This is a genomic window from Micromonospora sp. NPDC000316 (assembly GCF_042898885.1).
Classification (GTDB): domain Bacteria; phylum Actinomycetota; class Actinomycetes; order Mycobacteriales; family Micromonosporaceae; genus Micromonospora.
This window is the reverse complement of the sequence record NZ_JBIAZG010000004.1, coordinates 397,755-412,792: the sequence shown is the minus strand read 5'-3', so window position 1 is coordinate 412,792 and position 15,038 is coordinate 397,755. Positions and strand designations below refer to the sequence as shown.

The window sequence follows — 15,038 nt, the reverse complement described above, 5'->3', positions numbered from 1 at the left end:
CGTGTCGGCTCAGCCGCCGGGGCGACCGCCGCCGCCGGGTCGACCGGGTGGGTTACCCGGCCCGCCGCCGGGCTGCCCCGGCGTGGTGCCGGGCGTGGTGCCGCCGCCGCTGCTGACGTCGATGGAGACGACGCCGCCCTTGATCTGGCGGTTGTTCGGGCTGGTGCCTGCGGCGGTGCCCGCCGGGCAGGTCGAGGCCACCCTCCCGTCGGAGACGATCGGCACGAAGCCCGCGCCCTTGAGCCGGGACTTGGCGGTCTCGATCGACTGGCACTTCACGTCGGGGATGCTGCGCTGGTCACCCTCGGAGATCTTCTGGCCCGGAGGTTCGAAGTTGATCCGAGGCTTGCCCTTCATGGCGTCCCGCAGTGTCTCGTACACCGGCGGGTTGATGCCGTCCTTTTCGGCGTGCTTCATCTTGACGTTTGTCTGCGGCCAGTCCGGGTCGGCCATGATGCCGGCCACCGAGTACTGCTTGGTCATCGCGACAAGGGCGGCGGTCTTCTCCGAGTCGGTGGTGCCCGACTTGCCAGCCACCGGCGCGTTGACGATGCCCTTCACCACGCCAGCGGTGCGGCTGCCGCCGCACTTGCTGGTCTTGGAGTTGTCGCCGACCGGGCAGCGGGCGGCGTCAACGGCGGCTCGGGCCACGTCGGTGCTGAACCGCTTCTCGCAGCGCGGGTTGGCGATGTCGAGCTTGTTGCCCTCCGGGTCGCGGATCTCCTGCACCGGGATGGGCTCGCAGTACTTGCCGTCGGCGGCGAGGGTCGCGTACGCGTTGGCGAGGTCCAGCGGCGTGGTGGAGGAGACGCCCAGGGTGAAGGCGCCCCACTGGTGCGCCGCCTCCTTGGTGGCGGCGAACTTGGCGTCGTTGCTGGCCCGGAACTGGATGCCGGCCCGTTTCGCGGCGTCGACCACGTTCTCCGCGCCGACCTGCTGTTGCAGCGGAACGAAGTAGGTGTTGATCGACGCGCTGAAGGCGCTCCACATGTTCTGGACGCCGCCGGCATTCCCGCCGGAGTTGGTCGGGCAGTAGAAGTGGGTCCCCTTGCAGGCCGCGGGGCTGCTGCTGTCGATGATGTATTCCGACTTGAACTGCTTCGGCGCGTTGATCGGGTAGCTGAGCGGGATGCCCTTCTCCAACGCGGCGAGGATGGTGAAGATCTTGAAGGTCGAGCCGGCCTGATAACCGGTGATGCCGTCGCCGCCACTGAGTAGCGGGTTGACGGTTGCCGGGTAGTTGCCCTTGATGCCCTTGCGGCTCTTCGCCGGATCGCTGGAGATCTTGTTCTTCGGGTCCTTCGGGTCGTCGAGCTTGAACTGCCGGTTGACCGCGAGCGCCCGGACCCGGCCGGTGCCGGGCTCGACGACCGCGACCATTGCGGCTTCCTTGCTGTTCACGCTCTTGGCCTTACGAACCGCCTTGTCCGCGCCCCGCTGTGCCTGGACGTCGATCGAGGTCACGACTGTGTAGCCGCCGCTCTTCAACCGCCGCTCACGGTCGTACGAGGTCGAGCCGAACGTCTCCTGCTGCATCCACCAGCGGTAGAAGTAGTCGCAGAAGAAGCCCCACTCGTTGACGTTGGTCGCGACGCAGCCGTTCGGGGTGCGCTTGTCCTTCACGACAAGCTTGACCGCCTTGGCCGCGTCGGCCTCCTGCTGGGTGATGGCCTTGGTGTCGACCATGTTCTGGATGACGTAGTTACGCCGGTCCAGAGCCAGCGGGTAGCCGCTCCTCGTGGTCGGGTCGTTCGTCGTCGGGGCCTTCACCATGCCGGCCAGCAGCGCCGCTTCCTCGATCTTGAGCTTGCTCGGCGGCTTACCGAAGTAGACCTGGCTGGCGGCGTAGATGCCGTACGCGCCGTTGCCGAACGAGGCGAGGTTGAGGTAGCGGGTCAGGATCTCGTCCTTGGAGAACTCCTTGTCGACCTGCAGGGCCAGTCGCATCTCGCGGAGCTTGCGGGCGCTGGTGTCCTCGGTCGCGGCGACCACGTCGGCCGGGTGGGTGGCCGAGTAGGCGATGGCCAGCCGGACGTACTGCATGGTCAGCGTCGAGGCGCCCTGACGGCCGGCGCCTTCGCTCTGGTTGTTGACGAACGCGCGGGCGACACCGTTGATGTCGACGCCGTTGTGCTTGTAGAAGTCGTGGTCCTCGGCCGCGATGATCGCGTTCCGCATGTGCGGCGAGATGTCATCGAACTTCACGTCGCGCCGGTTCTCGTCGTACATCGTCGCGAGCGGTGTCTTGCCGTCCGAGGCCAGCAGGTAGCTGATCTGCGGCGCGCGGGCCACCGTCAGCTCCGTGGGCAGGTTGCCGAAGGTTTCGGCACCGGCCTTGGCCGCCAAGCCGGACATCGCCACCGCGGGGAAGGCCGCCGCAGCGACCACCACGCCAGCCAACAGGCCACATATGAGCAGCGATGCGGCGTTGGTCAGCACATTGTGGTCACGTTTCCGCATCCAGGTCACCTCGACAGGGTACGCGAGTAGGGAACGAGGGGCGCTGGGGCGTTGTTTCCCCATTTCCTGCGTGCGCTGCCCTCGTTGTGCTAAACGCATGACCCCCGGCATGTGGTTGCGTGTGACCTGGCGTGAGTCTCCACCGGATGGAGGTGGCGGCGCAGCGTTTTCGCGGACCTCGGCGGGGTAACCGGCGTTCGATAGCCCGGGAAGCCGGGAGTGTCCGGAATGATGGATTTCGTCGACAACGTTGCGTAATCGGTCGACTACAGAGCATGATGATGGCGGCGACAGCGCCACATGTCGTTCGCGCCGCCTTGGGGAAGGCGAGCCGAACGATCGGGGGGAATTGCCGGCTGCCGTGCAACGAGGTCGGTAGGTACTGCTAGGGGGGACGTGTACACATGGGCATGATCACTGACTGGCCGTCGCTGGCGGCGTGTCAGAACGGGGACCCGGACGCGTTGTTCGTACAGGGCGCCGAACAGAATGTGGCGAAGCGGATCTGCCGGAGCTGCCCAGTTCGGTACGAGTGCCTGGCCGACGCGCTGGACAACCGGATCGAGTTCGGTGTGTGGGGCGGCATGACCGAACGCGAACGCCGAGCGCTGCTGCGTCGTCACCCGCAGGTGACGAGCTGGCGCAAGATGTTCGAGGCGGCGATGAAGAAGAACAGCAAGGACAAGGCCGGCAAGGACAAGATCCTCGTCAGCGCGGCCAACTGACGCCGGTCACGGCCGGCTGATCGCCGCGCCGATCGTCCGTAGCCCGTCGACGTCGTGCACGTCGGCGGGCTGCGCCGTCACCGACACCGCCGGCACGCCCGGGAACGCCTCGGTGAACCGCGCGGCGACCTGCTGCTCGCGTACCGCCTGACGGGCCAGCGCGGCGTGTGCCCGCAGCACGTCGGCGGTGGCCTCGTGCCCACCCAGCTCGGTCAGCCGCTCGGCGGCGGCCCGGCTCTGCTCCGCGTCCAACTCCGGAACCGCCGGTCGGTGCACCCGGTTGAGCACCAGGCCGGCCAGTGGCATCTTCTCGTCCCGCAGCCGGCCGGCGAAGTACGCGGCCTCCCGGACCGCGTCCGGCTCCGGCGCCGCGACAAGCACGAAGGCCGTCTCCCGTGCCTGGAGGATGCGGTACGTCTGCTCGGCTCGCTGCCGGAAGCCCCCGAACATCGAATCCAGTGCGGCCACGAAGCCGGACAGGTCGGTGAGCAGTTGTGCGCCGAGAACCTTCTGCACCACCTTCGAGAACATCCCGAAGGAGGCCGTGACCAGGCTGAACATGCTCCGCCCGCCGGTGCGAGCCGGTGCCAGCAGCAGTCGCAGCATCCGCCCGTCGAGAAAGCGAGAGAGGCGTGCCGGCGCGTCCAGGAAATCCAACGCCGAGCGGGACGGCGGAGTGTCCACCACGATGAGGTCCCACTCGCCCCGGGCGTGCAGCTGGCCCAGCTTCTCCATCGCCATGTATTCCTGCGTGCCGGCGAACGTCGAGCTCATGGCCTGGTAGAACGGGTTCGCGAAGATCTCCGCGGCCCTTGTCGGATCGGTGTGTTGCAGCACCACGTCGTCGAAGGTGCGCTTCATGTCCAGCATCATGGCGTGCAGCTCACCGCCGCTGGCCTCGACGTCGATCCCCTTGACCTGGCGGGGTGTGTTGTCCAGCTCGGTCAGGCCCAGCGACTGGGCCAGCCGGCGGGCCGGGTCGATGGTGAGCACCACAGTCCGCCGCCCGTGGTTCTCGGCGGCCCGCAGCGCCAGCGCCGCGGCGGTGGTCGTCTTTCCCACCCCACCGGCACCGCAGCACACGATGATCCGCACGCCCGGGTCGGCGAGGATCTGGTCGACGTCCAGCTGCGGCGCCGCGTCTTCGGAAGGCACCAATCGAGCGTATCGGGCCGGGTCGGTCCATGCGCCCGTGCCGACATCAGGTGTGAGTCAATCGGCCCGCACGAGGGCCCGCGCCAGGCTGGCGATCCCCGCCTGGTCGATCCCCTCGGGCAACAGCGGCAACTCGACCATCGGCAGCCCCAGCTCCACCAGGTCGGCCCGCAGCGAATCCTCCAGCTCCCGCCGGATGGCCTGGTCACGTGCCTCGCCGTGCAGGCCGGCGACGGTCTCCCGGTCGGCAGGCAGCCCGGCGGCGACCAGCCCACGCCTCAGCTCCGCCGCGCTGACCGCCCGGCCGGCGGGCAGCGGCGGGCGGGTGGCGTTGACGATCACCTTGCCGACCCCGAAGCCGAGGGAGGTCAGGTCGGCGATGGCGTCGACCGTCTCCTGCACCGGCATCTCCTCCAGCAGCGTCACCACGTGCACCGCGGTGATCGGGGAGCGCAGCAGCGCGGCGACCCCCTCGCTCTGGGTCTTGATCGGGCCGACCTTTGCCAGCCGGGCCGTCTCCGCCGTGACGTTGAGGAAGCGGCCGATCCGCCCGGTCGGCGGTGCGTCCAGCACCACAGCGTCGTACACGCGTCGCTGCCCCGAGGTGCGGGTGGTGGCCTCCTTCACCTTGCCGGTGAGCAGCACGTCCCGCAGACCCGGAGCGATCGTCGTGGCGAAGTCGATGGCGCCGAGCTTGCGCAGGGCCCGCCCCGCCGCGCCCAGCTTGTAGAACATGTCGAGGTATTCGAGCAGGGCTTCCTCGGCATCCACCGCGAGCGCCCGCACCTCACCGCCGCCCGGGGCGTCGGTGAGGTGCCGCTCCTCGTACGGCAGCGGGTCGATGCCGAAGAGCTGGGCGATGCCCTGCCGCCCCTCGACCTCCACCAGCAGGGTGCGCCGGCCACCGGCGGCCAGCGCCATGGCAAGTGCCGCCGCCACGCTTGTCTTGCCGGTGCCGCCCTTGCCGGTCACGACGTGGAGGCGGGCCGACCATCCGGTACCGGCCGGGTCGGACGGCCGCTCAGCTGCTCGCACCCGTCGAGCCTATCCAGGGTCGCGGGTCACGCGACCTCGCAGACCCACCAACCCGTCTTCTGCACCACAGTGAAGCGCAGGTCCTGGTCGGCCACCTTCTCGTCGGCGGTGGTCATGGTGATGCGGGTGGAGACGGTCGCCCGGTCCCCGGTCTGGTTGTCGACCTTCGGGGTGGTCCACTTGAAGCGCGGGTTCTGGTATTCGGCCGCGTACTTCTGCACCTCGGCCACCTTCGCGGCGATCTTGTCGTCGTCGCGGGAGGCGGCACAGACGTGGCTTGCCGCCTTGGTGGCGCTGCGATCCTTGTAGACAGCGGTGAGGAACTCGTCGACGGCGACCGCCGGCTCCTTGGCGCCGTCACCGGACTCGGCGTTGCGCAGGGTCAGGAACGCCACCACGCCGCCACCCACGCAGAGCACCATGATCACGACGAGTGCGATGGCCGCGATCAGCAGGCCACGCTTCTTCTTCGGCTCGGCGGTGCCCGGGTACGGCGGGTAGCCCGGCTGGGGTGGCGGGATCGCCCCCGGCTCGGAGGTGGCCGGAGCCGCTGTCGCGCCGGCCCCGAGGGCCACGGTCGCCGGGTCGCCCAGCGGGCCGCCGGGCTGCGGTGCGCCCGACTGCGCTGCGCCGGCCGGAGCCCCGGAGTGCGGGGCGTCACCGGGCTGGGCGGAAGGAACCGCCTGCGTGGGGAGCGTGGACGGGGTGGGCTGGGCCGGAACGAGCGGGCCGGGCTGCGCGGCCGGCCCCGGCTGCGCGGCGATGGCCGGCTGACCGGGAACGGCCGGTGCGTCGGGCTGCGGGGGGACTGTGGGATCGCCGGGTTGACCGGCGGGATCCGGGTGGGCCGCCGGGAGGGCGCGCGGGCCGGTCTGGTCGCCGCTGGGCGGTTGGGTCATCTCGTTCCCCCGAGGGTGCGGCGCCCGGCCGCCACCCCGGGCGCCGAGCGTGATCGAGCGGGCGGCCGGGCGCTGCTCGCGACCGTCCGACGGGAAGGGTAGCGGTCAACCACCCGTTTGGTGTCGCCCGTATCGCGCCGCGCAGGTCACGGATCCGGTCGGCGGGACTGCCGCTTCGGACAGCCCCAGGCCCCCGCATGCGACGTGTCGCATATGTGACTTTAGGGCGTTGATGTGCGCGTCCTGTTGGCGGGACTGCCCCCGCAGACCTACCTTCGTCTCGGCGCGGGGGCCGGTCGGCTGGATGAGCCGACGGGAGGCGTGACCGAGAGGTTCGACCGGAGGAAAGTGCATGCGCGACGCGGACAACATCCCTCGCACCCAGTTTCCGACAAACGACCGGCTGCGCCGGCCCAGGTCGGTGGGGGAGGCGGCGGGCGGGTCGCTCGGCAACCTGCCGATCAACGAGCGGTCGTACCGTCGGGTTCCGGAACCGCCGGAGGTGGTCCGCGTGCCGAGTCGAGCCGTCGAGCGCCGGGACGACGACGAGCCGGGCTTCATCATCCACCTGCCGATCCGGGTCGCCGACTTGGCGTCGGCGACGGCGCTGGCCGGTCGGGTCGCGGTGTCCCTGGCGTTCCTGCCGGAGCTGGACGCCGGCGAGACCACCGTGTCGGACGCCGACGACCAGAACAACAGGTACCGGGTCTTCTGCGACCTGCTGCTGCCCGACCGGTCGCGCTGCCCCCAGGGGTACGGGCACGAGGGGCCCTGCGGGGAGGTGCCGGCCACGCCGGAGCAGCGTCCCGCGCCTCGCTCGGCAAGCGGACCGTAGGCTGTGCCTCGACGACGTCCGTACCGAGAGGGAGCCTTCCAGCGATGCAGAAGTGGGAATACTCCACGGTCCCGCTGCTGGTCCACGCGACCAAGCAGATCCTCGACAACTGGGGTGAGGACGGGTGGGAACTCGTCGCCGTGATCCCCGGCCCGAACCCGGACCAGCTGGTGGCGTACCTGAAGCGACCCAAGGCGTGAGCGCGAGGAGTGCAGCGCAGCGGAGCCCCGCAGTCGCGAACAGAGGGGTGACGGCATGAGCAACGGCCCGCACGCGAAGCTCGCCGAGCTGGGCCTCGAACTGCCCGAGGTGGTGCCGCCGGTGGCCAGCTACGTGCCGGCCGTGCAGTCCGGGCAGCACGTGTACGTCTCCGGCCAACTGCCGATCGCCGACGGAAAGCTGCTGGCCACCGGCAAGGTCGGTGCCGGCGTCTCGGCCGAGCAGGCGAAGGACCTGGCCCAGCGGTGCGCGCTCAACGCGCTGGCCGCGATCGACTCGCTCGTCGGCCTGGAGAACGTGGTCAAGGTGGTAAAGGTGACCGGTTTCGTGGCCTCCGCGCCCGGCTTCACCGGCCAGCCCGGCGTGATCAACGGCGCCTCCGACCTCTTCGGCACCGTCTTCGGCGAGGCCGGCCGCCACGCCCGCAGCGCGGTAGGCGTAGCCGAACTCCCGCTCGACGCCCCGGTAGAGGTCGAACTGATCGTCGAGGTGGCCTAGCCCCCTCAGTACCCCCGCGATCTTGCACTCTCTGCCTGGATGAAAGCCCCGAAAGGGGACGAATCAGGGGCCGAAAGTGCAAGATCGCGGGGGGTGGCGGGCGGGGTCGTACGATCGCAGCCATGAGTGGGCACGTGACGGCGCCGGCGGCGGCACTCGCCGCCGAGTTGCCGGACTGGGTGACGCTGGTGCGTGCGCCCAACCCGGGGCCGATGACGCTCGACGGCACCAACACCTGGGTGCTGCGCGCCGCCCCGGGCGAGCCGGCAGTGGTGGTCGACCCCGGGCCGGCCGACGAGGGACACCTGGCGACGATCGCCGCGCACGGCCCGGTCGGGCTCGTGCTGATCACCCACGGGCATCCGGACCACACCGACGGCTCGGCCCGACTCAGCGAACTGCTCGGCGGGGCGCACGTCCTGGCCGCCGACCCGAGGCACACAATCGGCGGTGCGCCCCTCACCGAGGCGGCCGAGCACCTCGGCGGCTTCGGCCTCGACATTCGTCTGCTGAACACCCCCGGGCACACCGCCGACTCGATCTGCTTCCTGGTTGAGCACGCCGACGAGCGTGTGGTGCTCACCGGCGACACCATCCTCGGCCGGGGCACCACAGTCGTGGCGCATCCGGACGGGCACCTCGGCGACTACCTGGACAGCCTGGAGTTGCTGTCGACGTACCAGGGAATCGCGGCGCTGCCCGGGCACGGCCCGGCGCTTGCCGACTGCGGCGCGGCGGCCGACTTCTACCTCGTCCACAGGCGTGCCCGGCTCGACCAGGTCCGGGCGGCGGTCGCCAACGGCGCTCGCACGCCCGACGACGTGGTCGCCGTGGTCTACGCGGACGTGGACCGTTCGCTCTGGTGGGCAGCCGGGTGGTCGGTCCGCGCCCAACTGGAATATCTGGGTGTCGACACCGGGGAATCCGCACCCGGGGTCAGTGGGTTGGAGCACATGTGACCTGCCCCGTGTGCGGAACTGTCGCCGTGCCCGGCGCGCGGTTCTGCCACAACTGCGGTGCCGCGCTGCCGGCAGCCGCCACGTTGCCGGCGGCCGAGCGCCGGGTGGTCACGGTGCTCTTCGGCGACCTGTCCGAATTCACCTCCTGGTCGGAGGACCTCGACCCGGAGCGGGTCGGCGCGGTCACCGACCGGGTGCTCGCCTCCCTCGCGGGAGCGGTGAAGACGTTCGGCGGGCACGTCGACAAGCTGACCGGCGACGGGATCATGGCGGTCTTCGGCGCTCCGGTGGCACACGAGGACGACGCCGAGCGTGCCGTCCGAGCCGCCCTCTCCATGCAGCGGGCCGTCCGTCGCGTGCTCGACGACGAGCGGGGCGGCGGTGCGCCGCTCGGGCTGCGGGTCGGGCTGAACACCGGCGACGTCATCGCCGGCATCCAGGCCGCCATCGAATACACGGTCATCGGCGACACGGTGAACACCGCCGCCCGGCTGGCCGACGCCGCCGCTGTCGGTGCCGTCTACGCCGGTGGGCGTACCGCCGCCACCACCCGACACGTCGCCTCCTGGCGGGCGCTGCGCCCGCTGCGGCTCAAGGGCAAGCGTGAGCCCGTCGAGGCGTACGAGCTGCTGGGTCTGCTGGACGCGCCGGGCACCCGGTCGGGTCTCGGCGACGAGGCGCCCTACGTGGGCCGGGAGACCGAGATCGGCCGGGTCGCCGGCCGGCTCGCCGAGGTGATCGACCAGGGTGACCCCCGGGTGCTGCTGATGACCGCCGAGGCGGGCATCGGCAAGTCCCGCTTCGCCGCCGAGGTCGAACGCCTCGCCGCCGGATACGACGTGGGTGCCGGCCGGTACGCGGCGCACACCGGCGCCCGGGTCCTCTCGGTGCGCTGCGCCGCCTTCGGTGAGCGGCGCCGGCTCGCTCCGCTCGCCGACCTGGTCCGCGCCGCCGTCGGCCTGCCAAGTGACGCGGCCACCGCGCTGACCCGGCCGGCGGTCGAGGAGCGGCTGCGCCGGCTCGGCCAACGGCTCGCCCGGGCCGGCACCGAGCAACCGCCGATCGTCACCGACCAACTGCTCGCCCTGCTCGGCTATGCCGAACTCCCCGCGCACGCCGGCACCGACAACGGCGAGTGGGGCAGCACTGGCACGTCGGCGGCAGACGCGGAGGCGGTGCCGAACGCTGTCGCCGACCTGCTCAGCGGGCTCGCCTCGGAGGCGCCGCTGGTGATCGTGGTGGACGACCTGCACGACGCCACAGGCGAGACGATCCGCGCCCTCGGGCTGGCCCTGTCCCGACTCACCGGCCCGGTCCTCGTGCTGCTGCTCGGTCGCCCCGAGCTGGTGCGTACCGCTGGTGCGCTGACCCGTGTCGCGGACGCCGAGGTGCACTCCCTGCCGCCGCTGCGCGGCGCCGACGCGGCCCGCCTGCTCACCAGCTACCTCGGCGGCGGAAAGCTGCCGCCGGCCGACGCCGACCGGCTGCTCGCCACCGCCCAGGGCAACCCGTTCTACCTGGCCGAGCTGGTCACCCTACTTATCGAACGCGGCGCGCTCACTACTGTCGAACCCGCTCGAGGTGCCCGACCCGGCCTCGGCGAGCGGGACCAGGGCAACCCGGCGACCTGGCGGCTGGTGCCCGGCTCGCTTGGCAGCCGACTGCTCTCCCGTGACCTCGCGGCAGTGCTCGCCGCCCGTATCGACGCGCTGCCGCCGGGCGCCCGCTCGGTCCTGCGGGACGCCGCGGTGGTCGGTGACACCGTGCCGGACGGCGCTCTGGAGGCGCTGCGCGACCAGCGTGCCGGCCGCGACGGGCGGCCCTCGGCAGTGGTCGCGGTGGAGCTCGAGCGCGCCGTCGAGGAGCTGCTGCAACGCCGCATGCTGCATCGCACCCGTACCGGTTACGCGTTCGCCACCCCGCTCATGCGGGAGGCCGCGTACGCCGGGGTGAGCAAGGCGGAGTTGGCTGAGCGGCACGCCGCGCTCGCCCGCTGGGGGGCGCCGGGCGGCGACGCCGGGGCACCCACCCTCGGTGGTTTCACCGACGAGGCCCGGGACGACTTCGTCGCGACGCACGTCGAGCGGGCCGCCAAACTCGCCGACGCGGTGAAGCTGCGCCCGGACGCCCCGGCCCGCGCCGTGGTCCCGCTCGGGGTCGCGGCGCTCGGCCGGGCCGCCCGCCGGTCGCTGTCCGCGGGTGAGCCCGCGCTTGCCGTCGAGTACGCCGAACGCGCCAACGAGTTGGCCCGCGACGGGATGCCGGCGATCGACAGGGTGGTGCACGCCCGGGCGCTGCTCCAGATCGGTCGGGTCGTTGACGCGCTCGCCTACGCCGAGAAGATCGCCGCGAACGCCGGGGACGAGGCCACCCGGGCCAGCGCCCTGCTGCTCGCCGGGCAGGCCCAGCAGACCGTCGGTGACCAGGGCCGGGCCGTGGCCGCCTGGCAGGAGGCGTTGCAGGTAGCCACGGACGGGGGGCTGCCCACGCTGCGCGCGTCCGCGATGCGCCGGCTCGGCATGGCCGACTTCGTGGGTGGGCGGTTGAGCCAGGCGAGCAGCCGGCTCGCCGCCGCGTACCAGGTAAGTCTCGGTGCGCAGGACCGGCGCGGGCAGGCCTGGTCGTTGCAGAACCTGGCCTGGGTGACCACCACCCGGGGTGACTTCGCCGGCACCGACGCGGTGCTCGGCCGGGCCGCCCGGCTCTTCGCCGAGTTGAAGGACCCGTACGGGCGGGCCTGGCTGCGTGGCACCACGGCGTTCGCCCGGCTGCTCGCCGGGAGGCTGCGCGAGGCGTACCGGATGGCGCAGGTGTTCCTGCCCTTCGGCGAGCGGGTCGGCGAGGCGTGGGCGGTCGGCACCCTGCGCGCGGTCGCGGCGTACGCCACGGCCGAGTTGGGTGAGCTGGCCCAGGCGGACCAGGAGGCGCGCCGCGCGTACCGCGAGTTCGCCGCCGCGTCCGACGACTGGGGGCGCGGGTTCGCGCTTGTGGTCCGGGCCGTGGTGGCGCGTGGGCTGGGCGAGCCGGCACACGCGGCTGACCTGCTGACCGACGCCCTGGTGGAGGCCCGGCGGACCTCGCATCCGCTGCTCACCGGGATGGCCGGCACCTTGCGTGGCTTCGTGGCGCTTGACATGGGCGACTGGGAGACCGCCGAGCAGGCGGCCCGCGAGGTGCTGACGGCCGTCGAGCCGCACAACCCGCAGGCGCCGGCGCAGGTCGCGCCCCGGGTCCTGCTGGCCACCGCCCGACTGGCGGCCGGCGACCCGGCGACCGCGGTCGGGCTGCTCGCTCCGGTGGCGACAACCGCCGCGAACGCGCCCTCGCTGCTCTTCTCCCGCCGACAGACGATGGCCCGGTACGCGTCGGCGCTGCTCGCCCACGGTCAGCGGGAGCAGGCGCTGGACTGGGCCCGACGGGCGGTCACCGTGCTCGCGGAGGACGTGCGCAGCCAGGTGATCGCGGCAAGCGTGCTGGCGGAGGCGCTGGCCGCCTGCGGCCGATCGGTGGAGGCGTTGAGCTGCGCGGACGAGGCGGTTCGCCTGGCGTACTCCACCGAGCAGCGCAGTGAACGCGCCGCCGCCGACGACCTGCGAGCCCGGATCGCCGCCCAGGCATAGCCGTCGCTCCATCCCGTGTTTGGCGGTTCCGGTGATGTGATTGTCGGGGTGACCGGCTAGCGTGTCACCACCGCGTGCCGGTCCACAATGGTGACCGTCGCCGTGCCTGGGAGGCCCCTCATGAAGCTGCCGCGTTCCGTCGCGGGCTGGACCATCGCGGTCTTCGGTGTGCTGGCGCTGGTGATGGGTGCGCTCGGGTTGCTCTGGCCGGAGGCGTTGCTGGGCATGCTCGGGCTGGAGGTGCCGTCGAGCCGCGCCGCCGGTGACCACACGGGCACGTTCGTGCTGGCGTCGTCGATGGCGTCGTTCAACATGGGTGTCTACTACCTGCTCGCCACGGTCACCGAGTGGCGGGCGTTCTACCGCTTCACAGTTGTCTTCCGGTTGGTCACGTTCACCGTGTTCACCATCGCGGTGCTCGCCGACATCGCCCCCGACCGGTTCTTCGGCGTGGCCGCCTGGGAGGGCCTTGGCGCGCTTGCCACCGCCGTTGGCCTGCGCCTGGACGCCCGTCGGAGTGCGCCGGCCGGCACCGGCACCCCTGCCGCCGCCGACGAGACCTCGACCACCGCCGAGGTGGCATCGAGCGACGTCGGGGAGGCTCCCGGTCCGGCCGGTGCCGCTCCGGCGGACGCGGTGCGCTGAGCCTCCGGTCGGGTTGGGTATTTTCGAGCAGTGACCGACACCCCGACCGGCGGCTTGCGGGTGCCGATCGTGCCCGGCCTGACCGATTTGCGGGTTTTTGCCCGTGGTGGATATGCGACCGTCTACCAGGCCACCCAGATCTCGGTGGGGCGTGAGGTCGCCGTCAAGGTAGAGAACCGCACGCTGGACAGCGACCGTGACCAGGCCCGCTTTCTGCGCGAGGCGCGTGCGGCCGGGCGGATGTCGTCCCACCCGCACGTGGTGGATCTCTTCGATGTCGGGGTCACCGTCGACCAGCACCCCTACCTGATCATGGAACTCTGCGACGGGTCGTACGCCGAGCGGATGCGCACCTCGCCGCTCGGGCCAGTGGAGGCCCGCGATCTCGGCATCAAGATCGCCGACGCGTTGGCCCACTCGCACGCGGCCGGGGTGCTGCACCGTGACGTCAAGCCGGCAAACATCCTCTACTCGCACTTCAACTCGGCGGTGCTCGCCGACTTCGGGCTGGCCGTGCTCGCGGAACACCGGGATCCCACTGTCACGCTGGAGGTGCTCACCCCGGCGTACGCGCCACCGGAGATGTTCAGCCACAGCCCGCCATCGCCGGCCGTCGACGTGTACGCGCTCTGCGCCACCCTCTACGCGGTGATGAACGGCCGTCCGCCACGCTGGCAGTCCGAGCGCAACCCCAGCCTGGTCACCGTGCTGGAGATGTTCAACCAGCAGGTCCCCGCTCTGCCCGGCGTGCCGGACGAATTGATCGAGGTGCTGCGCGCCGGGATGGCAAACGATCCGGCCGAGCGGCCCTCCGCCCTCGAACTGCACGACCTGCTCACCAGCCTGCCGTTCGGCTCGCCGCCGAAGCCGGTAAGCGGCGCCCCGATCAGTGGTGGCCCGATCAGTGGTAGCTCGGGCGGCGGTGGCCCGTACGTCACGGGCCAGCCGGCGCCCCGGACCCCGGTCGAGGACGCCCACCCGACGGCCCCCGACACTCGGCGCTGGCGGCGACGCTGGTTCCTCGGCGGCGCGGGGGTGCTCGCGCTCGCCGCCTCAGCGACCGCCGGCGCCTGGTTCGCCAGCAGTGGGCCGCCGTCCGGCCCGTCTCCCGGGGTCAGTCAGGTCGGGGCGCCGCCGACGGGTGCACTGCCCGGCTGCACGACAGGTGCCGGTGCGCCAACAGCTCTGCCCAGCGGTGCCCGGTGCCTGCCGGAGTTGGAGTGCTTCGGCCCGGTGCGCATCCGCGGCAGCCGTGCCGAGGCGGCCCGGGTGCCCTGCGACGCCCGGCACACCTGGGAGACGTACGCCGAGGGCATTCTGCCGGTGTCGCTCGTCGGCGCCGCCTACGACGAGGTGGCCTCCGCCGAGCCGGTCCGTCAGGTGTGCGGCACGAAAACGTTCCGCGTGACCACCGGGATCAGCGACCCGGCCGGTTGGCACCTGGAGGTGCTGCCGCCGGTGGACGGTAGCGTCGACAGGTCCTTCCGGTGCCTGGCCGGGCGGGGTGTGGACGCGCTCACCGGCCCCACCCTCACCGGTCGCTGAGGCCGCCGGGCGTTTCGCGCCTGTCACGCACCGCACGCAGGGCGGCCCGGCTGTCCAGGCTGTCGAGAGTGTCGGCGTCGATCCCGTACGGCATCAGCTCCGCCGGCCCGGTTGCGAACCGGTCTGTCGACTCTGGCTCGTCGTGCTGCCGGGCGGCGGACACGGCCACGCCGGTGACCATGGTCAGCAGCACGAGGAGCAGCGCGAGGAGCACCCCGAGAAGGTCTTGGCGGCGCCACACGACAAGCAGGACCAGGAGCGCGAGAGCTCCCAGAGCGGCGACCGCAGCCACCATCCGCGCGTCGGGCCTGGCCAGTCGATTCACCCTCTAAGCATGGCGTGACCTGGCCGTCTGTCAACCGCAGAGGGCCGGCCGAGAGGCAGCGCCGGCCGGGCACCTCCATGGGCGTGATTCCACTCCGGCATCAAGATGCCGGAGTGGA

At 71.7% G+C, this 15,038-nt stretch carries 13 protein-coding genes; 8 read left to right on the top strand and 5 right to left on the bottom strand.

Translation table 11 applies throughout. The features are described 5' to 3' along the window. Positions 1-9: 9 nt before the first annotated feature. On the bottom strand, positions 10-2,460 hold the full coding sequence (locus ACFY2Q_RS12775; RefSeq protein WP_387129719.1) for a penicillin-binding protein: 2,451 nt from the start codon (positions 2,458-2,460) through the stop codon (positions 10-12). A gap of 404 nt (positions 2,461-2,864) precedes the next feature. On the opposite strand from ACFY2Q_RS12775, the gene ACFY2Q_RS12770 reads away from it, so the two are divergent. Next, on the top strand, positions 2,865-3,185 hold the full coding sequence (locus ACFY2Q_RS12770) for a WhiB family transcriptional regulator (protein ID WP_030328078.1): 321 nt from the start codon (positions 2,865-2,867) through the stop codon (positions 3,183-3,185). 6 nt (positions 3,186-3,191) lie between these two features. On the opposite strand, the gene ACFY2Q_RS12765 is transcribed toward ACFY2Q_RS12770, so the two are convergent. The 3 genes from ACFY2Q_RS12765 to ACFY2Q_RS12755 are packed head-to-tail and all read right to left on the bottom strand — an operon-like array spanning position 3,192 to position 5,968. Beyond that, positions 3,192-4,340 carry an ArsA family ATPase gene (locus tag ACFY2Q_RS12765; protein ID WP_387129717.1) on the bottom strand — a complete coding sequence of 383 codons (1,149 nt, stop codon included), beginning with the start codon at positions 4,338-4,340 and terminating at the stop codon, positions 3,192-3,194. Positions 4,341-4,397: 57 nt separating this feature from the next. Next, positions 4,398-5,375, bottom strand: coding sequence for an ArsA-related P-loop ATPase (locus ACFY2Q_RS12760; RefSeq protein WP_387129716.1), 978 nt, complete (start codon positions 5,373-5,375; stop codon positions 4,398-4,400). A gap of 26 nt (positions 5,376-5,401) precedes the next feature. Next, the gene (locus tag ACFY2Q_RS12755; protein WP_387129787.1) at positions 5,402-5,968 is read right to left on the bottom strand and encodes a hypothetical protein; all 567 of its coding nucleotides are present in this window, start codon (positions 5,966-5,968) and stop codon (positions 5,402-5,404) included. A gap of 658 nt (positions 5,969-6,626) precedes the next feature. Between ACFY2Q_RS12755 and ACFY2Q_RS12750 the strand changes: the two genes are divergently transcribed. From ACFY2Q_RS12750 to ACFY2Q_RS12720, 7 genes are all read left to right on the top strand, one after another. Beyond that, the gene (locus tag ACFY2Q_RS12750) at positions 6,627-7,109 is read left to right on the top strand and encodes a hypothetical protein (protein WP_387129715.1); all 483 of its coding nucleotides are present in this window, start codon (positions 6,627-6,629) and stop codon (positions 7,107-7,109) included. A 44-nt stretch (positions 7,110-7,153) separates the two neighbouring features. Then, positions 7,154-7,309 (top strand): DUF4177 domain-containing protein, encoded by a 156-nt coding sequence (locus ACFY2Q_RS12745; RefSeq protein WP_088950574.1) that lies wholly within the window; start codon positions 7,154-7,156, stop codon positions 7,307-7,309. A gap of 55 nt (positions 7,310-7,364) precedes the next feature. Continuing rightward, on the top strand, positions 7,365-7,826 hold the full coding sequence (locus ACFY2Q_RS12740) for a RidA family protein (protein WP_357009754.1): 462 nt from the start codon (positions 7,365-7,367) through the stop codon (positions 7,824-7,826). Between the two features lie 122 nt (positions 7,827-7,948). Then, the gene (locus ACFY2Q_RS12735; protein ID WP_387129712.1) at positions 7,949-8,785 is read left to right on the top strand and encodes an MBL fold metallo-hydrolase; all 837 of its coding nucleotides are present in this window, start codon (positions 7,949-7,951) and stop codon (positions 8,783-8,785) included. Continuing rightward, positions 8,782-12,405, top strand: a complete 3,624-nt coding sequence (locus ACFY2Q_RS12730) for an adenylate/guanylate cyclase domain-containing protein (RefSeq protein WP_387129711.1) — start codon at positions 8,782-8,784, stop codon at positions 12,403-12,405. The genes ACFY2Q_RS12735 and ACFY2Q_RS12730 overlap by 4 nt, the downstream gene beginning before the upstream one ends. A gap of 120 nt (positions 12,406-12,525) precedes the next feature. Further along, positions 12,526-13,050: a hypothetical protein gene (locus ACFY2Q_RS12725; RefSeq protein WP_387129710.1), complete on the top strand. Its 525-nt coding sequence runs from the start codon at positions 12,526-12,528 to the stop codon at positions 13,048-13,050. Between the two features lie 30 nt (positions 13,051-13,080). Then, positions 13,081-14,595, top strand: coding sequence for a serine/threonine-protein kinase (locus ACFY2Q_RS12720; RefSeq protein ID WP_387129709.1), 1,515 nt, complete (start codon positions 13,081-13,083; stop codon positions 14,593-14,595). On the opposite strand, the gene ACFY2Q_RS12715 is transcribed toward ACFY2Q_RS12720, so the two are convergent. Beyond that, on the bottom strand, positions 14,582-14,920 hold the full coding sequence (locus ACFY2Q_RS12715; protein ID WP_387129708.1) for a hypothetical protein: 339 nt from the start codon (positions 14,918-14,920) through the stop codon (positions 14,582-14,584). The two genes, ACFY2Q_RS12720 and ACFY2Q_RS12715, sit on opposite strands and share 14 nt — an antisense overlap. Positions 14,921-15,038 lie beyond the last annotated feature (118 nt).